Source organism: Streptomyces flaveolus (assembly GCF_044765825.1).
GTDB classification, from domain to species: Bacteria; Actinomycetota; Actinomycetes; order Streptomycetales; family Streptomycetaceae; genus Streptomyces; species Streptomyces flaveolus.
This window is the reverse complement of record NZ_JBIWKU010000003.1, coordinates 785,287-803,583: the sequence shown is the minus strand read 5'-3', so window position 1 is coordinate 803,583 and position 18,297 is coordinate 785,287. Positions and strand designations below refer to the sequence as shown.

The following is an 18,297-nucleotide window of genomic DNA, read 5'->3' as shown; positions in this document are numbered from 1 at the left end:
ATCCAGCTCAGCAGGCCCAGCGCGAACATGTTCTTGCTGCGCTCGGCCTCCTTGCGGCTGAGGTCGAACTCCGTGAGCGCCTCCACCGTCAGGGTGGTCAGCGGCACCGGATGCACGTGATACCCGTCGAGGGAGCCGTCCTCCAGCGGAGAGGACTCGTAGCCGACCTTCTGCATCGCACGCCGGGTGAACTCGTCCGTATTGACGATGATCTCCGCACCCCGCGGCAGATCCCCGACGTTCGCCTTCAACGCCGCCGGGTTCATCGCCACCAGCACGTCCGGCGCGTCACCCGGGGTGAGGATGTCATGGTCGGCGAAATGGAGCTGGAAGGACGAGACGCCCGGCAGCGTGCCGGCGGGCGCCCGGATCTCGGCCGGGAAGTTCGGCAGCGTCGACAGGTCGTTGCCGAAGGACGCCGTCTCCGAGGTGAAACGGTCACCGGTGAGCTGCATACCGTCACCGGAGTCCCCGGCGAACCTGATGATCACCCGGTCCAGCCGGCGCACGTCCTTCGCCCCGACCGGTTTGCGCTGATCTTCTACGACGGTTCCGTCGGCCTGCTCCGCTGGGCTGCTGACCTGGCTGGTCACTGAACTGGACCTCCCTCGAGGCGGCTGTCCGGGGACTGGTCTCCCATCGACCGGCCCAGGATCAACCCTACGTCCGCGGGTGTTGACTTCCGGTAGACATTCGCATGACGGACACGACCTCGAGACGGCCCGGCACCCTGCCGGTCCACTGTCTCCTCGCCCCCGTGCACCGCTGAAGACGCCCCCTGTCCGTGCTGCGGTTTCTCCATCGACGAGCCCTGAGGGGCTCGGTGACAAGATCCCAGGAAAGTGCGCCCCGGGAATCAAGTTCCGGTAATCAGGTCCGGGAAATCGAGTCCGTCGTCGTGTTCCGGAATCGTGGTCTCAGGAATTGAGATAGGTGAGCACGGCGAGAACGCGCCGGTGATCGCCGTCGCTGGGGGACAGACCCAGCTTCAGGAAGATGTTGCTGACGTGCTTCTCGACGGCCCCGTCGCTGACCACGAGCTGCCTGGCGATCGCGGAGTTGGTCCGGCCCTCGGCCATGAGCCCCAGGACCTCCCGCTCCCGCGGGGTGAGCCCGGCGAGCACGTCCTGCTTGCGGCTGCGTCCGAGCAGCTGCGCGACCACCTCGGGGTCGAGCGCCGTACCGCCCTGCGCCACGCGCACCACCGCGTCCACGAACTCCCGCACCTCGGCCACCCGGTCCTTGAGCAGATAGCCGACGCCCCGGCTGGAACCGGCCAGCAGCTCGGTGGCGTACCGCTCCTCCACGTACTGGGAGAGCACCAGCACGCCCAGCCCGGGGTGCGCCTTGCGCAGCTGCACCGACGCCCGCACACCCTCGTCGGTGTGCGTCGGCGGCATCCGTACGTCCGCCACGACGACGTCCGGCAGCTCCCCCTGCGCGTCCAGCTCCGTGATGGTCTTGATCAGCGCCTGCGCGTCACCGACACCGGCCACCACGTCGTGCCCGCGGTCGGTCAGCAACCGGGTCAGCCCCTCCCTGAGCAGCACTGAATCCTCGGCGATGACCACCCGCACCCTGTCCTCCACGATCCTCGGCCCCCCACAGCCAGACTCCGTCCACCCCACGGCCCGCGCGGCCCACGCCGCGTCCACGAACCGTCCGTGCGACAGGTCCAGCATCCCAGCATCGGGGGCCGGATGCGTTCGTACGCCGGGAAGAACCGGGAGGAGGGGGAGGCCGGGCCGGGATTCGGACGCTCGGTGGCCGAATTCCGATCATGCCGGCCGGAGCCCGGGGGTACGGGGCTCCGGCCGGCGGTGTGTTCCTGGCGGCGGCGGCCGCTCAGCGGCGCACCGGCTCCGTGCGCCACGGCAGTTCCGCCGTCACCCGGGTGGGTCCCCCGGCCGGCGAGTCCACCACGAGGATCCCGTCCACCGCGTCGAGCCGCTCGGCCAGTCCCGCCAGACCGGAACCGGCGGACGCGTTCGCGCCGCCCACGCCGTTGTCCACGACCTGGATCATCAGCCGGTTCTCCACGCGCCACACCTCCACGGCGGCCGCCGTGGCCCGCGCGTGCTTGCTGATGTTCTGCAGCAGCTCCGACACCGTGAAGTACGCGATGCCCTCGATCGCCGACGCCGGCCGCTCCGCCAGGTCCACCTCCACCCGCACGGGCACCGTGCAGCGCGAGGCCACCGAGGACAGGGCCGCGTCCAGGCCGCGGTCGGTCAGCACGGCGGGGTGGATGCCGCGCGCCAGGTCCCGCAGCTCCTGCAGCGCCGTCTTCACCTCGCCGTGCGCCTCGCCCACCATGCGCGCCGCCTCCTGCGGGTCCTCCCGCAGCTTCTCCTTCGCCAGCCCCAGGTCCATGGCCAGGTTGACCAGGCGGGCCTGCGCCCCGTCGTGCAGGTCGCGTTCGATGCGCCGCAGGTCGGCCGCGGCCGTGTCGACCACGACCCCCCGGTCCGACTCCAGCTCCACCACCCGCGTCGCCAGCCGCGACGGACCGAGCAGCCCGTGCACCAGCAGCCGGTCCACCGTCGTCAGGGCCCGGACGATCCACGGCGTCGCCAGGGTGACCAGCAGCCCGACCAGTGCGGTCACGGTGATCTCGAAGGGGTTGTCGAGGTAGATCCGGTGCGTCTCGTCGCCGTACAGCTGGATCCCGTCCTGCCCGGCGTACGCCGGGAACACCCAGAACCACAGCGGATACGTCAGCATCGTCCAGCCGGTCGACCAGAAGCTCACGGCGACGGCGAACGAGAACACCGACCACGGGAGGTGCAGCAGCGCGTACAGCAGGCTCCGCCAGGACGAGCCGCTCTTCAGGACGGCACCCATCCAGGCCATCGCGCCCGGCTTGCTCATCCGCAGCGGCTCCGGCGCGGCCACGTCGAGCCCCAGCAGGCCGCGCGCCCGGGCCCGCTCCAGCGCCCCCATGCCCCGGCAACCGGCGAGCGCGGCGGCCAGCACCGGGACGCCCAGGAACGTCACCAGCAGCCCGGCGCCGAGCGACACCATGGTGACGGCGTACGTGAAGAGCATGATCCCGATCGGCAGGCTCAGCAGCACGAAGCCGAACTCCCGCCAGCTGCGGCCCTCGAACGGCGCCCGCAGCCCCGCCGGCAGCCGGTGCCGTCGCGAACCGGCGTCCGCGGAAAGACCGGACTCGCTTCCGAGCCCGTAACCCTGTCCGTACTCCGTGGCCATCGGTGCCGTCCTTCTGCTCGACCTGTGGCTGTGCTGTCCTGACTCCACCCTCCTCGATCGCACGCCCCCGGGCCATGCGGCCCGTCGGCGTCCTGGAAGGGGGGTTTTCCCCACCCCGCCGGGCACCAGGGCCCCGGCATGCGAACGCCCCGGCGCGTGAACGCCGGGGCGTGGCGCGGAACCGGTCCGCTAGCGCGTGCCGTGGGCACCGCCGGCGCCGTCGGCGTCCGAACGGTCGCGCCACGGCAGCTCGGCCGTGATCGTCGTCGGGCCGCCCTCCGGCGAATGGATCGCGAACAGGCCGTCGACGGCGCTCAACCGCTCGGCGAGGCCCTTCATCCCCGTACCGCCGTCCAGCCGCGCACCCCCGCGCCCGTCGTCGCCCACCTGCATCAGCAACCGGTCGGCCGTCCGCCACACCTCCACCGAGGCGGACCTCGCCCCGCTGTGCTTGCTGACGTTCTGCAGCAGCTCCGAGACGGTGAAGTAGGCGATGCCCTCGATCGCCGCCGCCGGCCGCTCCGCCAGGTCGACGGTCACCTTCACCGGCACCGTGCAGCGCGAGGCCACCGAGGACAGGGCCGCGTCCAGGCCGCGGTCGGTCAGCACGGCGGGGTGGATGCCGCGTGCCAGGTCCCGCAGTTCCTGAAGGGCCAGCTTCACCTCGCCGTGCGCCTCGTCGACCATCGCCGCCGCCGCGTCGGGGTCCTCCAGCAGCTTCTCCTTGGCCAGGCCCAGCCCCATGGCCAGGTTGACCAGGCGGGCCTGCGCCCCGTCGTGCAGGTCGCGTTCGATGCGACGCAGGTCGGCCGCGGCCGTGTCGACCACGACCCCCCGGTCCGACTCCAGCTCGGAGATCCGCCGCTCCAGCTCGTCGGACGGCGACAGCAGCCCGCGCACCATCGCCCGGTCCACGTTGGTCAGGCCCCGCGCGACGAACGGCAGCACCGGCCACAGCACGAACAGCGACGTCAGCGTGACGGTGAAGGTGACGACGCCCCAGGGCAGCCGTATGAGCTCGTACAGGACCGTGCGCCAGCCCACCGGGTCCTTCAGCGCCATCCACATCCGGGCGAAGAACCCGCCCCGGCCCCGCCACGGCAGCCGGCTCGGTTCCTCCACCCGCACCCCGAGCAGTGCCCGGGCCCGCGCCCGCTCCATCGAGCCCAGCAGCCGCGCCCCCGACAGCCCGGCCGCGAGCAACGGCAGCCCGATCACCGTGACCGTCAGCCCGCAGCCGATGCTCAGCATCGTCACCACGTACGTGAAGCCGAGCAACGCCACCGGAAGGTTCGCCAGCAGATGGGCGATCTCCTTCCAGGTGTGCCGGTCGAGGGCGAAACGGGCCGGTGGCAGGCGGTCGCTGTCCGCTTCGCCGGCGTGTCCGGCATGCGTCGAGGGCGAGAGGCGTTCGGTCATACGGGCCAGCGTGCCGTGCGGCGCGGCCCCGCGCCATGAGGCGGACCGCCGGGCATCTCCTGAGGAAAACCCCACCCCGGTGTCTCAAGGTGCGACGGGCCGCTTACCGTCTCTTTATCAGGCCCTAGACTCCCGTGCGTACAGATCGTCGAACAGCAGCGTTCGGGGTTCGCAGGGCTCGGACAGGGAGTGAGGGACGGACATGCCGGAACCGACTGTCGGCATCGCGGCCGACTACTTCACGTCCTACTCGGTCGTCGGACTGCTCGCCCTCGTCGGCGTGCTCTTCGTGGCCGTGGCCTTCGGTGCGGGGCGCCTGCTGCGGCCCGTGGTCCCCACGCCCGAGAAGCTCCTGACGTACGAGTGCGGAGTCGACCCCGTCGGCGAGGGCTGGGCCCACACCCAGGTCCGCTACTACGTCTACGCCTTCCTCTACGTGATCTTCGCGGTGGACTCGATCTTCCTCTTCCCGTGGGCGACGATCTTCGCCGACCCCGGGTACGGCGCGACGACACTCGTGGAGATGTTCATCTTCCTCGGCTTCCTCGCCGTGGGCCTGCTCTACGCATACAAGAAGGGCGTCCTGTCATGGACGTGAACCCCTCCGCCTCCGCCTCTTCCTCCGGCTCCGAGCCCGTCCTGCTGCCGGAGCCGAAGCGGCTTGGCGCGCTCTCCCGGCTCGCCCCCGAGCCGATGAAGGTCGTCCTCAACTGGGGCCGCCGCTACTCGCTCTGGGTCTTCAACTTCGGCCTCGCCTGCTGCGCCATCGAGTTCATCGCCGCGTCGATGGCCCGCCACGACTTCATCCGTCTCGGCGTCATCCCGTTCGCGCCGGGGCCCCGTCAGGCCGACCTGATGGTGGTGTCGGGCACGGTCACGGACAAGATGGCCCCCGCCGTGAAGCGCCTCTACGAACAGATGCCCGAGCCGAAGTACGTCATCTCCTTCGGCGCCTGCTCCAACTGCGGCGGCCCGTACTGGGACTCGTACTCCGTGACGAAGGGCGTCGACCAGATCATCCCCGTCGACGTCTACGTCCCCGGCTGCCCGCCGCGCCCCGAGGCGCTGCTCCAGGGAATCCTGAAGCTCCAGGAGAAGATCGCCCGCGAGTCGCTGGGGGAGCGGTACGGCACCTCGCCGCGCCCGTCGGCGGCCGCGCTGCAGAGCGGCCTGGTGCAGCCGCCCGCCCCCACGTCCGCTCCCGAGGAGGGCCGATGACCGCGGTCGGCTGGCTGCCCGCCGATGCCGGGGAACTCTTCGGGGCCGAGGCCACCGCCGAGGAGTCGTACGGCCTCCTGACGGTGGACGTGCCGCCGGCGGCCTGGATCTCCGCCCTGGAGACCGCCCGCGACCGGCTGGGCTGCACGTACTTCGACTGGCTGAGCGCGGTCGACGAACCGGGCACGGGCTTCCGCGTCGCGGCGCACGTGGCCGCGCTCGCGCCGGTCCGCCGGCTGCTGGTGCGCACGACCGTCCCGCACGAGTCCCCGGTCCTGCCCACCGCCGTCGCGGTGTACGCGGGCGCGGCCTGGCACGAACGCGAGACGCACGAGATGTTCGGCGTCGTCTTCGAGGACCACCCCGCGCTGGACCACCTGCTGCTGCCCGAGGGCTTCGAGGGCCACCCCCTGCGCAAGGACTTCGTCCTCGCCGCCCGCGTCGCCAAGGCCTGGCCCGGCGCGAAGGAACCCGGCGAGTCCGACCACGGCGGCCCCCGGCGCCGCCAGATGCTGCCGCCGGGCGTCCCCGACCCCAACGAATGGGGCCCGCTGAAGGGCCAGCTCCCCCCTGCCCCGGCCCGCCCGGCCCGCGGCGCCGCCCGCGCGGCGGGCGACCGCCCGGCCCGCGCGGCAGGAGAACGCCCGGCCCGCCGCATGCGCACGGCAGCCCAGGGCTCCGCCGGCCAGACGACGCCGGCCACCGAAACGCCGGCCACCGAAACGCCGGCCACCGAAACGCCGGCCACCGAAACGCCGGGCACCGCGACTCCGGCCGTCGACACCCCGGCCACTGAAGCCCCGGCCACCGAGTCCTCGTCGGCACCGCCGGCGTCGACGCCCCGGCGCGCGCGGAGTGCGAGCCAGGGTTCCGCGTCGCAGCGGCCGGGACCGGCGGCCCCCGAGGGCCCGGCGGACGCATCCGGCGGGGAGGGCCAGGAGGCCACCGGGGCGCGCACACCCACCGCTCGGCGCGCACGCAGCGCGAGCGAGGGTTCCGCGTCGCAGCGGCCGGGACCGGCGGCCCCCGAGGGCCCGGCGGACGCATCCGGCGGGGAGGGCCAGGAGACCACCGGGCCGCGCACACCTACCGCCCGCCGCGGCCGGAGCGCGAGCGAGGGCTCGGCATCCCAGCGGACCGACTCCACCGCGGGCCGGTCCGACGAGGCCGGCCCGTCCGGCACCGCCGGGGAGACGCGCCCTGCCCCGAAGCCCGCTGCCGCGCCGCGCAGCCCCGACGCACCCTGGCACCACGCCCGCCCGGCCTTCGACGAGCCCACCGAGGAGCCCGACGGCCGGGGGACCACGGAGGACGGGGAGACCCCGGGCGGCGCGGAGACCCCGGAGCGCCCGGACAGCCCCGAGAACGCCGAGGGGCCGGGGACCCCGGAGAGCCCTGAGGACCCGGAGACCCGGGAGGCTCCGCAGCCTCCCGCCCGCCCCGAAACGCCCGACGACCGCCCGGGAGGCACGCAGTGAACGACGCTCTCGACGTCACCCTGCGCCTCCTGGTCGTCTTCGTCGTCTTCCTCACCTTCCCTCTGATCGTCGGCCAGACCGAGCACAAGGTGATGGCCCACATGCAGGGCCGCCTCGGCCCGATGTACGCCGGTGGCTTCCACGGCTGGGCACAGCTCGTCGCGGACGGCGTGAAGTTCGCGCAGAAGGAGGACGTCGTTCCCGCGGACGCGGACCGCCGCGTCTTCCAGCTCGCCCCCGCCGTGGCCCTGCTGCCGTACCTCCTCGTCCTCCTCGCCATCCCCATCGGCCCCGGCGAGGGCGCGGTGGGCCAGGTCGTCGACGCGGGGATCTTCTTCGTGCTCGCCGTCATGGGCGTGGGCGTCCTCGGCTCGCTCATGGCCGGCTGGGCCTCCGCCAACAAGTTCTCCCTCCTCGGCGGCCTGCGCACCGCCGCCCAGCTCCTCGCGTACGAACTCCCGATGCTGCTCACCGCCGCCTCCGTCGCGATGGCGGCCGGCACCGTCTCGCTCGTCGGCATCCTCGACGCCTTCGAGTGGTGGTGGCTGCCCTGGCAGATCGTCGGCGCCCTCGTCTTCTTCGTCGCCGGGCTGGCCGAACTGCAGCGCCCGCCGTTCGACATGCCGGTCGCCGACTCGGAGATCATCTTCGGCGCCTACACCGAGTACACCGGCCTGCGCTTCGCCCTGTTCCTCCTCGCCGAGTACGCCGGGATCGTCGTGCTGTGCGGCCTGACCACCGTCCTCTTCCTGGGCGGCTGGCACGGACCCTGGGGCGCCGACGGCCTCGGCTGGGTCTGGACCCTGCTGAAGACCGCCGTCCTCGCCTTCGTCGTGATCTGGCTGCGCGTGACCTACCCCCGGCTGCGCGAGGACCAGCTCCAGAAACTTTCCTGGACCCTCCTCGTCCCCCTTTCCCTCGCCCAGATCGCCCTCACCGGCATCGTCAAGGTGGTGATCCAGTAACCATGTCCCCCGTCCCCGGCTCCGGCCTGGCCAAGGGCCTGGCCGTCACCCTGCGCACGATGACGAGGAAGACCGTCACCGAGCAGTACCCGGACACCCAGCCCGACCTCCCGCCCCGCACCCGCGGCGTGATCGGCCTGTTCGAGGAGAACTGCACGGTCTGCATGCTGTGCGCCCGCGAGTGCCCCGACTGGTGCATCTACATCGACTCCCACAAGGAGACGGTGCCGGCGGCCACGCCCGGCGGCCGCGAGCGCAGCCGCAACGTCCTCGACCGCTTCGCCATCGACTTCTCCCTGTGCATGTACTGCGGTATCTGCATCGAGGTCTGCCCTTTCGACGCGCTGTTCTGGTCCCCCGAGTTCGAGTACTCCGAGACGGACATCCGCGACCTCACCCACGAGCGCGACAAGCTCCGCGAGTGGATGTGGACCGTCCCGGCCCCGCCCGCCCTCGACCCCGGCGCGGAGGAACCGAAGGAACTCGCCGCCGCCCGCAAGGCCGCCGACAAACTGGCGGCCCAGCAGGAGGCCGCGCAGCAGGAGGCCGCCCAGCAGGGCGCGGCCGAGGCGACCGGGCCGACCGAAGGGCATGCCGACGAGCAGGCCCGCGCCGCCGAGCAGCCCACCCGCCCGATGGGCGACTCCAAGCAGCAGACGGACCAGCCGAGGCCGGACCAGCCGGGACCCGGGCAGCCGGGTCCGGCCCGGCCGGAGCCGGACCAGCCGCGGCCGGGACAGGAGGGCCGGGAATGACCCTCGCAGCGACCGCCGTCCGTCTCGCGGCGACGGACCCCACGACCACGGTCACGGCCGCCGGTTCCCACGGCTTCCTGTCCCCGACCGGCGTCGAGATCGCCTTCCTCCTCGTCGGCCTCGTCACCTTCGGCGCCGCCGTCGTCACCGTCACGACCCGGCAGCTCGTCCACGCCGCCCTGTGGCTGGTGGTGGCCCTCGGCGGCCTCGCCGTCGAGTACCTCCTGCTCACCGCCGAGTTCATCGCCTGGGTGCAGGTCCTCATCTACGTCGGTTCCGTCGTCGTCCTCATCCTGTTCGGTCTGATGCTCACCCGAGCCCCGATCGGCCGTTCCCCGGACGCCGACTCCGGCAACCGCTGGGCCGCCCTCACCGTGGCCGTCGCCGCCGCGGCGGCCCTGGTGTGGGTCGTCGTCGACGCCTTCCGGACCACATGGATCGACCTGGACGGCCCGGCCGCCGGCTCCACCGCCGTGACGGGAGCGAGCCTCTTCCAGAACTGGGTCCTCCCCTTCGAGGCCCTCTCCGTCCTCCTCCTCGCCGCCCTGGTCGGCGCGATCGTGCTGTCCCGCAAGGCCAAGGCGGAACGGGCGGCCGACGCCGCCGCCCCGACAACCACCCCGAACGGTGCCGACAAGGGCGGTGTCCGCTGATGCACCTCGCCTATCCAGCCGTTCTGTCCGCCCTCCTGTTCTGCACGGGTCTGTACGGAGTCCTCGCCCGCCGCAACGCGATCCTGGTCCTGATGTCGGTCGAGCTGATGCTCAACGCCGTCAACCTCAACCTGGTCGCCTTCGACGTCTGGCTCAGCAAGGCCGCCGAGGAGACCCTGCACTCCGGTCAGGCCCTGACCCTGTTCACCATCGCCATCGCCGCCGCCGAGATCGGCATCGGCCTGGCGATCGTGCTCGCCGTCCACCGCAACCGCGGCACCGCGGACATCGACCGGCTGCGCGACACCGCCGAGGGCCACGAACCCGACGGCCCCGACACCGATGCCCCCGCGACCGGGACGGCCGAGAAGGCTGAGGCCACCGCGTGACCACGACCACCCTCGCCGTACTCGTCCCCCTCCTGCCCTTCCTGGGGGCGGCCGCCGGCCTGCTCCTCGGCCGCACCGCACCCGGCTTCGTCCGCCCGCTCGCCGTCCTGCCCACGCTGGCGGCCCTGGTCCTCGCCGTCCTGGTCGCCGCGCGCCAGGGCGGCGGCCAGGCCCTCGACGCCGCCACGGAACTGACGCCCACCGGCTCGGTCCCCATCGACCTCGCCCTGCACATCGACGGCTTCGCCGCCCTCGTGGCCGTCCTGGTCGGCTGCGTCGCCACCTGCGTACAGCTCTACTCGACGGGCTACCTGCGCGACGACCCGCGCTACCCCTCGTACGCCGCGCTCGTCTCCCTGTTCACCTCCGCCATGTTCCTCGTCGTCTACTCCGGCGACCTGATGGTGCTGCTGGTCGGCTGGGAGGTCATGGGCATCTGCTCGTACTTCCTGGTCGGCCACTACTGGGAGACCCCGGAGGCGCGTGCCGCTTCCCTCAAGGCCTTCCTGGTGACCAAGCTCGGTGACGTCCCCTTCCTCATCGGCCTGCTCGCGCTGGCCACCGAGACCGGCTCCTTCCGCATCACCAAGATCCTCGGTGCGGTGGCCGGCGGCTCGATCGACCATCCGACCCTGATCGCCCTGCTGCTCCTGGCCGGTGTGGCGGGCAAGTCGGCGCAGTTCCCGCTGCACACCTGGCTCCCCGACGCGATGGCGGGCCCCACCCCCGTCTCCGCCCTCATCCACGCCGCGACGATGGTCGCCGCCGGTGTCTACTTCATCGCCCGGCTCCTTCCGCTCTTCGAGGCCTCTCAGGCCGCGATGGTCGTCCTCGCCGTCATGGCCGCCGTCACGATGGTCGGCTCGGCGCTCGCCGCGCTCGCCCAGGACGACATCAAGCGCGTCCTCGCCTACTCGACCATCGGCCAGCTCGGCTACATGACCGGCGCGCTCGCCGCCGGCGACCGCGGCGCCGCCGTCTTCCACCTGCTCACGCACGGCGCCTTCAAGGCGCTGCTGTTCCTCGCCGCCGGCGTGATCATCCACGCCGCCGGCACCAACTCGCTGGCCGCCATGTCCCGCATGCGCGACCTGCGCGCCCGCGTCCCGGACGCCTACTGGACGATGACCGTGGCGCTGCTCGCGCTCGCCGCGATCCCCCCGTTCAGCGGATTCTTCTCCAAGGAGTCCGTCCTCGTCGCCGCCGAGCACGTCGCCACCGGCCACACCGAGCACGCACCCGGCGCCGCGGGCTGGACCGTGCTGATCGCCGGCCTGATCACGGCCCTGCTCACCGCCGCCTACGCGACACGCCTGTGGCTGCTGGCCTTCCGCGGCCGGGGCGCCGAAGCCCCCGACCACGGCAGGCAACCGTTGGTCATGAACGCCGTGCTCTGGGTGCTCGCCATCCCCTCCCTCGCCCTCGGCGGGCTCGCCTTCCGCCTGCTGCCCGACTGGTTCGACGGCACCGGCCTGACCCCGACCCTCACCACGTCCGTGCTCGGCACCGGTGTGGCCCTGGTCGGCGGCATCGTCACCTACGCGGCCTGGCGGCACACCACCGCGCTCGCCGCCCCCGTCCCGCTGGGCGCGGTCGCGGCCCACCCCGATGCCGACGCCGGCCAGGTCGAGGCCGAGGCCATCGCCAGCCACACGCCCGCCTACGGCAACGTGGCCTCCGCACCCGACCCGTCCGACCCCGGACGGCTGCTGCTCGGTCCGCTGCACCGCCACGCGGCCGTCGGCTTCCACCTGGACGCCGTGTACACGGCCCTCTTCGTCCGCCCGGTCCAGGCCGGCGCCAGCCTCGTCCGGTTCCTCGACCGCGAGGTCGTCGACACCTACGTACGCGGGGCGGGCACCCTGCCCCGCTGGCTCGGGGCCGCCGTACGCCGTGCCCAGACCGGCAATGTGCAGACCTATGTGAGCGCGCTGCTCGCCGGCACCGTCGTCCTCGCGGTCGCCGCCGTCCTCGTCGCCACGGGAGCGTGAGCAGGCGTGATCGATATCAACGAGTCCGTGATGCAGTTCCTTCTGGCGTTCGTCGTCGTCGGCCCGCTCCTGGGCGCCGCCGCGGCTCTCCTGCCGGCCCCGCCCGGACTGAAGGGGAAGTCACCCGAGCAGGCGGTCCTGCGGCACGGCGTCACCGTGACCGGCGCCGTCCTCCTCGCCGCGATCGTCCTCGTGCTCGGCTTCGACCACGGCCATCCGTCGAAGATGCAGGCCAGTACGGACATCAGCTGGATCCCCGCACTCGACGTGCGCATCCACCTGGGCATCGACGGCATTTCCCTCCCCCTGCTGGTCCTGACCGCGCTGCTGACCTTCCTGTGCGCGCTCTACTCGTACTTCAACCTGCCCGCGGGCCCGAGCCCGAAGGCCTTCGTCGCGCTGCTGCTCGTCCTCGAGTCCGGCACCCTCGCCACCTTCGCCGTCCTCGACCTGATCCTTTTCTTCCTCGCCTTCGAGATGGTCCTCGTCCCCATGTACTTCCTCATCGCCCGCTGGGGCGGCGAGGGACGGGCCCAGGCCGCCTGGAAGTTCATCCTCTACACGCTGCTCGGCTCCGTCGTCATGCTGCTCGGCCTGCTCCTGATCGGACTCAGGGCGGGCACCTTCGACATGGTGGCACTCGCCACTGACAACGGCCGGTCGCTGACCACATCCGTGCAGGTCACCGCCGTTCTGGCGATCGGGATCGGGCTCGCGGTGAAGACGCCGATGTGGCCGCTGCACAGCTGGCTGCCCGACGCCCACACCGCCGCCCCGACCGTCGGCTCGGTGCTGCTGGCCGGCGTCCTGCTGAAGATGGGCACGTACGGCTTCGTCCGCATCCTCCTCCCGGTCGCCCCGGACGGTTTCCGTACCTTCGCGCCCTACCTCGCCGCCTTCGCCGTCGTCGGGATCATCTACGGCTCCCTGGCCTGTCTGGCCCTCGCCAAGCGGGGCGCGAAGGGCGACCTCAAGCGCCTCATCGCCTACTCCTCCGTCGGCCACATGGGCTTCGTGCTGCTCGGCATCGCGACCATGACCCCGACCGGCGTCAACGGCGCCCTGTTCGCCAACATCGCCCACGGCCTCATCACCGGCCTGCTCTTCTTCTTGGTCGGCGCCCTGAAGGACCGCACCAGCACCACCGACCTCGACACCCTCGCCGAGGAGTCCGGCGCCGCCCTGTACGGCAAGGCGCCCCGCCTCGGCGGCCTGCTCGCCTTCGCCGCGGTCGCCTCGCTCGGCCTGCCGGGCCTGGCCGGGTTCTGGGGAGAGATGCTGGCCCTGTTCGGTGCCTTCGACCCCCACGCCGACCTCAGCCGCCCCGCCTTCCTCACCTTCATGGCGATCGCCGCGTTCGGCACCCTGCTGACCGCCGCGTACATGCTGATCGTGGTCCGCCGCGTCTGCATGGGCGCCGTCCCGCAGGAATCCCCGAAGCTCACCGACGTACGCACGTACGAGTTCGCCGCCTGGACCCCGCTCGTCGCCCTCACCGTCGTCGCCGGACTGTGGCCCAAGACCCTGCTCGGTCTGACCGACCCGGCCGTGCAGCAGCTCCTCTCAGGAGGCACCCGATGAGCTCCCTGGCCCAGCCACTGGCCGAGCCCCTGGCGCAGAACCTCGTCCAGTCCGTGGACTGGCTCGCCATCGCGCCGCCCACCATCGCGGCAGTCGTCGGGCTCGCCGTCCTCGTCGCCGACCTGTTCGTCGCGGACGCCCGCAAGGCGCTGCTCGGCTGGGTCGCGGTCGCCGGACTCGCCGCCTCCGCGCTCATGCTGCTGCCCCTCACGGGCGACGACCGCTCCACGTTCTGCCTCACCGGCGACGCGGACGTGTGCAGCTACACCGCGGACACCTTCACCCTCGCCATCCAGTTCCTGGTCCTCGGCGGCGCACTCCTGGCCGCCCTGCTCTCGGTCACCGCCGTGAAGGACGCCGACCGGGGACTGCCCGAGGGCGAGTTCTGGTTCCTGCTGCTCTCCTCGGCGGCCGGCGCCGCCCTCCTGCCCGCCTCCCGCGACCTCGCGACCCTCGTCGTCGCCCTGGAGGTCGCCTCCCTGCCCGCCTTCGCCCTGGTCGGCCTCCGGCACGGCGACCGGCGCTCCTCCGAGGCCGCGCTGAAGTTCTTCCTGTCCTCGGTCACCGCGACCGCGGTCAGCCTCATGGGCATCAGCTTCGTGTACGCCTCCACCGGCACCCTGTACCTCACCCAGGTGGCCGACCGCGTCCAGCACGTCGACGGGCAGCTCACCACGCTCACCCAGACCGGCGTCGTCCTCACCCTCGTCGGCTTCGCCTTCAAGACGGCCGCCGTGCCCTTCCACTTCTGGGTGCCCGACACCTACGTGGGCGCGCCGCTCCCGATCGCCGCCTACCTGTCCGTCGTCGGCAAGGCGGTCGGCTTCTCCGGCCTGATCCTCGTCACGGTCGTCGCCCTCCCGTCCTACGCCGACGCCTGGGGTCCGGCCCTCGCGGTCCTGGCCGCGCTCACCATGACCGTCGGCAACGTCGGAGCCCTGCGCCAGCAGGCCACGCGCGCGTACAGCGCGGTACGCCTGCTCGCCTGGTCGTCCGTCGGTCAGGCCGGCTACCTCCTGGTGCCGATCGCCGCCGCCGGGTACTCCGACGACCCCGAACGGTCGATCGGATCCACCGTCGCCTACGCCCTCATGTACGCCGCCGTGAACCTCGGCGCCTTCGCGGTGGCCGCACTGGTGGGCCGTACCAGGGCCCTCAACCGCGTCGCCGACTACCGCGGCCTGTACGCGACCAATCCGCTGACCGCCCTGCTCCTGGCGTTCTTCCTGCTCTGCCTCGCCGGGCTGCCCCCCGGCATCATCGGCCTCTTCGCCAAGGTCACCGTCTTCTCCGCGGCCGTCGACGCGGGCCTCGGCTGGCTGGCCGTCGTCATGGCCGCCAACGTCGTCATCGCGCTGTTCTACTACCTCCAGTGGACGGCCCTGCTGTTCCGCGCGCCCGAGGGCGAGGCCGTGCGGCACCGCCTCCCCGCCCCGCTCACGGCCGCGATCACCGCCACCGCCGTCCTCGCCGTCGCCCTGTCCGGAGCGCCCCAGCTGATCCTCCGCTTCGCCGGTACCGGGCTCTTCTGAGCGGCAGCCGCGTATCGGCACGCGCGCGTGGGGCACTCGACTCCCACGCGCGCGTGCCGCATGCCGGGCCGTCACCCGTACGGACCACGCGCGTAGCCGTGCCCGCCGGGGAACTGGCGGCCGTCGCCTGGCGTTGACCAGTACGGAAGGGTCCACTGGACGTGACATCACGACACCAGGGGCATCGGAGACCAGGAAGCAACCACAGCGAGCGAGACCAGCAAGCAAAGGGTTCCCCTGCTGCACGACTTGGAGGGCGTACCGTGCACCGCCGGCACAACGGGCTCAGGACCGCAGTACTCCTCGGGGGACTGTCCGCGCTCATCATCCTCATCGGCAGCTTCTTCGGCCGAGCGGGTCTCGTCGTCGCCGTCCTCGTCGCCCTGGGCACGAACGCGTACGCCTACTGGAACAGCGACAAACTGGCCCTGCGTGCCATGCGCGCCCGCCCGGTGAGCGAGTTCGAGGCCCCGGCGCTGTACCGCATGGTCCGGGACCTCTCCACCCAGGCCCGCCAGCCCATGCCCCGGCTGTACATCTCCCCGACGGAGGCCCCGAACGCCTTCGCGACCGGCCGCAATCCGCGCAACGCCGCCGTGTGCTGCACGGAGGGCATCCTGCGCCTGCTCGACGAGCGCGAGCTGCGCGGGGTGATCGGCCACGAGCTCAGTCACGTCTACAACCGCGACATCCTGATCTCGTCGGTCGCCGGCGCCCTGGCCTCCGTGATCATGTTCCTGGTCAACTTCGCCTGGCTGATCCCGGTCGGGCGGTCGAACGACGACGACGGTCCCGGCCTCCTGGGCATGCTGCTCATCATGATCCTCGGCCCGCTCGCCGCCAGCGTCATCCAACTGGCGATCAGCCGTTCCAGGGAGTACGAGGCCGACGCGTCCGGGGCCCAGCTCACCGGCGATCCGCTGGCCCTCGCGGGGGCGCTGCGCAAGCTCGACGCCGGTACCAAACAACTGCCGCTGCCGCCGGAGCCCCGGATCGAGACGGCCAGCCACATGATGATCGCCAACCCGTTCCGCCCGGGACAGGGGCTGTCGAAGATGTTCTCCACCCACCCGCCGATGGCGGAGCGAATCGCCCGGCTCGAGAAGATGGCAGGTGGTCAGCAATGAAGACCATCCTCAACGTCATATGGCTCGTCCTCAGCGGCTTCTGGCTGTTTCTCGGCTACCTGGCCGCGGGCGTGCTGCTCTGCATCACCATCATCGGCATCCCGTTCGGTATCGCGGCGTTCCGCATCGGCGTCTACGCCCTGTGGCCCTTCGGGTACACGGCGGTCGAACGCCGCGACGCGGGAGCGGCCTCCTGCATCGGCAATGTGCTGTGGCTGGTCCTCGCCGGCTGGTGGCTGGCCATCGGCCACATCGTCACCGGCATCGCCCTGTGCGTCACGATCATCGGTATCCCGCTCGGCATCGCCAACTTCAAGCTGATCCCGGTCTCGCTGCTCCCGCTGGGACGCGAGATCGTGCGCACGGACCAGCCGTTCACGGCCACCGCCGGCACCCAGAGGAACGGCTGGTAGACCCGGAAACGGCCGGGTGACGCCGCCGTTTCTCCACAACCACGAGGTTGTCCACAGGTCCGAGCGAAGGCCGGCTGCGGCTCGCATCATGAACCCATGACCGAGAACGAGCAGTTGCCGGCCCGAGCGAGGGTAAAGGCCCGCAACACCCACCCGCTGGACCGGAATTCCCTTCCCCGAGCCCGCCGACAGGGCGACGCCGAGGCGAACCAAGGGCGGGACACGGACCCGTATGCCCACACCCCCGCGCCTACGGCGAGAAGGTCCATGCCGGACCGCGACGACGGCTCACCGCGGAGCCGGCCGCCCCCGCACCGCGTACGCCACCACACCCACGGCCAGCACCCCCACACCCACGATCACCGAGACCACCGGCAGGGAGAACGCCAGCACCACGCACCCGACCAACCCCAGCGCCGGCACGAGGCGCGCCGCCGGCGGCACCGAGTCCAGCGTCCAGGCCGACGCGTTGGCCACCGCGTAGTACGCCAGTACGCCGAACGAGGAGAACCCGATCGCACCCCGCACGTCCACCGTGGCGGCCAGGACGGCGACCGCCGCGCCCACAGCCAGCTCGGCCCGGTGCGGTACCTGGTACCGCGGGTGCACAGCGGATAGCGCCCCGGGCAGGTGACGGTCCCGGGCCATGGCCAGGGTCGTCCGCGAAACGCCCAGGATCAGGGCGAGCAGCGAGCCCAGCGCGGCGACGGCGGCCCCCGCCCGCACGACCGGGGCCAGTTCCGGCACACCGGCCGCCCGGACCGCGTCGGCCAGCGGCGCGGTCGCCCCGCCGAGGCCCGCCGGACCCAGCACGGAAAGGACCGCCAGCGCGACACACCCGTACACGGCCAGCGTGATGCCCAGAGCCAGCGGAATCGCGCGGGGAATGGTCCGCGCCGGATCCCGCACCTCCTCGCCGAGGGTGGCGATCCGGGCGTACCCCGCGAAGGCGAAGAACAACAGCCCGGCCGCCTGCAGTACCCCGCCGGCACCACCCGACAGTCCGACGTCCAGGCGCCCGGCGTCGGACCGCCCCGACCCCAGGCACACCACCACCACGCAAGCGAGGACCGCCAGGACCACCGCCACGATCACCCGCGTCAGCCAGGCGGACTTCTGCATGCCGCCGTAGTTCACCGCGGTCAGCGCCACCACGGCCGCGACCGCCACCGCGTGCGCCTGCCCCGGCCGGACATACGCGCCCACGGTGAGTGCCATGGCGGCACAGGAGGCCGTCTTGCCGACGACGAACGACCAGCCGGCGAGATACCCCCAGAACTCCCCGAGCCGCTCGCGTCCGTACACGTACGTGCCGCCCGAGGCCGGATACCGGGCGGCCAGCCGTGCCGACGACGTGGCGTTGCAGTAGGCCACCACGGCGGCCACGGCGAGGGCGGGCAGCAGCCCCGAACCGGCGGCGTGCGCCGCCGGTGCCAGGGCGGCGAAGATCCCGGCACCGATCATGGAACCGAGCCCCACGACCACCGCGTCGCCCAGGCCCAGGGTGCGCCGCAGTTCCGAACCCGCAGGTGTCATGGGCCGCACCCTACTGATCGACGCAAC

17 protein-coding genes are annotated in these 18,297 nt (G+C 72.2%); 12 read left to right on the top strand and 5 right to left on the bottom strand.

Annotation, left to right across the window (positions count from 1 at the left end; translation table 11 throughout):
- From ACIRG6_RS13260 to ACIRG6_RS13245, 4 genes are all read right to left on the bottom strand, one after another.
- Nucleotides 1-593: 2-oxoacid:acceptor oxidoreductase family protein (locus tag ACIRG6_RS13260; RefSeq protein ID WP_403322476.1), on the bottom strand; the 593-nt coding region annotated here is incomplete at its 3' end.
- A gap of 324 nt (nt 594-917) precedes the next feature.
- Entirely contained in the window at nt 918-1,577 is a 660-nt protein-coding gene (locus tag ACIRG6_RS13255) for a response regulator transcription factor (RefSeq protein ID WP_290439797.1), read from the bottom strand.
- 268 nt (nt 1,578-1,845) lie between these two features.
- Nucleotides 1,846-3,213: a sensor histidine kinase gene (locus tag ACIRG6_RS13250; RefSeq protein WP_364818554.1), complete on the bottom strand. Its 1,368-nt coding sequence runs from the start codon at nt 3,211-3,213 to the stop codon at nt 1,846-1,848.
- 189 nt (nt 3,214-3,402) lie between these two features.
- Entirely contained in the window at nt 3,403-4,632 is a 1,230-nt protein-coding gene (locus tag ACIRG6_RS13245; protein WP_364676216.1) for a sensor histidine kinase, read from the bottom strand.
- Nucleotides 4,633-4,834: 202 nt separating this feature from the next.
- On the opposite strand from ACIRG6_RS13245, the gene ACIRG6_RS13240 reads away from it, so the two are divergent.
- From ACIRG6_RS13240 to ACIRG6_RS13185, 12 genes are all read left to right on the top strand, one after another.
- A complete protein-coding gene (locus tag ACIRG6_RS13240) occupies nt 4,835-5,230 on the top strand; it encodes an NADH-quinone oxidoreductase subunit A (RefSeq protein ID WP_364818557.1) in 396 nt (131 codons plus the stop codon).
- Nucleotides 5,221-5,850 (top strand): NADH-quinone oxidoreductase subunit B, encoded by a 630-nt coding sequence (locus tag ACIRG6_RS13235; RefSeq protein WP_318213962.1) that lies wholly within the window; start codon nt 5,221-5,223, stop codon nt 5,848-5,850. Before ACIRG6_RS13240 ends, ACIRG6_RS13235 begins: the two co-directional genes overlap by 10 nt.
- Entirely contained in the window at nt 5,847-7,328 is a 1,482-nt protein-coding gene (locus ACIRG6_RS13230) for an NADH-quinone oxidoreductase subunit C (RefSeq protein WP_403322473.1), read from the top strand. Before ACIRG6_RS13235 ends, ACIRG6_RS13230 begins: the two co-directional genes overlap by 4 nt.
- Complete coding sequence (locus tag ACIRG6_RS13225) at nt 7,325-8,293, top strand: complex I subunit 1/NuoH family protein (RefSeq protein WP_318213964.1); 969 nt, start codon at nt 7,325-7,327, stop codon at nt 8,291-8,293. The genes ACIRG6_RS13230 and ACIRG6_RS13225 overlap by 4 nt, the downstream gene beginning before the upstream one ends.
- Before the next feature lie 2 nt (nt 8,294-8,295).
- Entirely contained in the window at nt 8,296-9,048 is a 753-nt protein-coding gene (locus ACIRG6_RS13220) for a NuoI/complex I 23 kDa subunit family protein (protein ID WP_403322470.1), read from the top strand.
- Complete coding sequence (locus tag ACIRG6_RS13215; RefSeq protein ID WP_350722094.1) at nt 9,045-9,701, top strand: NADH-quinone oxidoreductase subunit J family protein; 657 nt, start codon at nt 9,045-9,047, stop codon at nt 9,699-9,701. Before ACIRG6_RS13220 ends, ACIRG6_RS13215 begins: the two co-directional genes overlap by 4 nt.
- Nucleotides 9,701-10,090 (top strand): NADH-quinone oxidoreductase subunit NuoK, encoded by a 390-nt coding sequence (nuoK, locus tag ACIRG6_RS13210; RefSeq protein ID WP_189229192.1) that lies wholly within the window; start codon nt 9,701-9,703, stop codon nt 10,088-10,090. The genes ACIRG6_RS13215 and nuoK overlap by 1 nt, the downstream gene beginning before the upstream one ends.
- Entirely contained in the window at nt 10,087-12,081 is a 1,995-nt protein-coding gene (locus ACIRG6_RS13205; protein ID WP_365023877.1) for an NADH-quinone oxidoreductase subunit 5 family protein, read from the top strand. The genes nuoK and ACIRG6_RS13205 overlap by 4 nt, the downstream gene beginning before the upstream one ends.
- Before the next feature lie 6 nt (nt 12,082-12,087).
- A complete protein-coding gene (locus ACIRG6_RS13200; protein ID WP_403322468.1) occupies nt 12,088-13,662 on the top strand; it encodes a complex I subunit 4 family protein in 1,575 nt (524 codons plus the stop codon).
- Nucleotides 13,659-15,194 carry an NADH-quinone oxidoreductase subunit N gene (locus tag ACIRG6_RS13195; protein ID WP_364818570.1) on the top strand — a complete coding sequence of 512 codons (1,536 nt, stop codon included), beginning with the start codon at nt 13,659-13,661 and terminating at the stop codon, nt 15,192-15,194. The genes ACIRG6_RS13200 and ACIRG6_RS13195 overlap by 4 nt, the downstream gene beginning before the upstream one ends.
- Before the next feature lie 263 nt (nt 15,195-15,457).
- On the top strand, nt 15,458-16,321 hold the full coding sequence (htpX, locus tag ACIRG6_RS13190) for a zinc metalloprotease HtpX (RefSeq protein ID WP_364676238.1): 864 nt from the start codon (nt 15,458-15,460) through the stop codon (nt 16,319-16,321).
- Nucleotides 16,318-16,734: a YccF domain-containing protein gene (locus ACIRG6_RS13185; protein ID WP_318213971.1), complete on the top strand. Its 417-nt coding sequence runs from the start codon at nt 16,318-16,320 to the stop codon at nt 16,732-16,734. The genes htpX and ACIRG6_RS13185 overlap by 4 nt, the downstream gene beginning before the upstream one ends.
- Nucleotides 16,735-17,022: 288 nt before the next feature.
- On the opposite strand, the gene ACIRG6_RS13180 is transcribed toward ACIRG6_RS13185, so the two are convergent.
- Nucleotides 17,023-18,270 (bottom strand): APC family permease, encoded by a 1,248-nt coding sequence (locus tag ACIRG6_RS13180; protein ID WP_364676241.1) that lies wholly within the window; start codon nt 18,268-18,270, stop codon nt 17,023-17,025.
- Between the last annotated feature and the right edge of the window lie 27 nt (nt 18,271-18,297).

Coding starts and splice junctions, on each gene's coding strand:
- ACIRG6_RS13215 (WP_350722094.1), top strand. CDS start 9,045: ATGACCCTCGCAGCGACCGCCGTCCGTCTCGCGGCGACGGACCCCACG.
- ACIRG6_RS13195 (WP_364818570.1), top strand. CDS start 13,659: ATGAGCTCCCTGGCCCAGCCACTGGCCGAGCCCCTGGCGCAGAACCTC.
- nuoK (WP_189229192.1), top strand. CDS start 9,701: ATGCACCTCGCCTATCCAGCCGTTCTGTCCGCCCTCCTGTTCTGCACG.
- ACIRG6_RS13230 (WP_403322473.1), top strand. CDS start 5,847: ATGACCGCGGTCGGCTGGCTGCCCGCCGATGCCGGGGAACTCTTCGGG.
- ACIRG6_RS13245 (WP_364676216.1), bottom strand. CDS start 4,632: ATGACCGAACGCCTCTCGCCCTCGACGCATGCCGGACACGCCGGCGAA.
- ACIRG6_RS13180 (WP_364676241.1), bottom strand. CDS start 18,270: ATGACACCTGCGGGTTCGGAACTGCGGCGCACCCTGGGCCTGGGCGAC.
- ACIRG6_RS13240 (WP_364818557.1), top strand. CDS start 4,835: ATGCCGGAACCGACTGTCGGCATCGCGGCCGACTACTTCACGTCCTAC.
- ACIRG6_RS13185 (WP_318213971.1), top strand. CDS start 16,318: ATGAAGACCATCCTCAACGTCATATGGCTCGTCCTCAGCGGCTTCTGG.
- ACIRG6_RS13220 (WP_403322470.1), top strand. CDS start 8,296: ATGTCCCCCGTCCCCGGCTCCGGCCTGGCCAAGGGCCTGGCCGTCACC.
- ACIRG6_RS13250 (WP_364818554.1), bottom strand. CDS start 3,213: ATGGCCACGGAGTACGGACAGGGTTACGGGCTCGGAAGCGAGTCCGGT.
- ACIRG6_RS13235 (WP_318213962.1), top strand. CDS start 5,221: ATGGACGTGAACCCCTCCGCCTCCGCCTCTTCCTCCGGCTCCGAGCCC.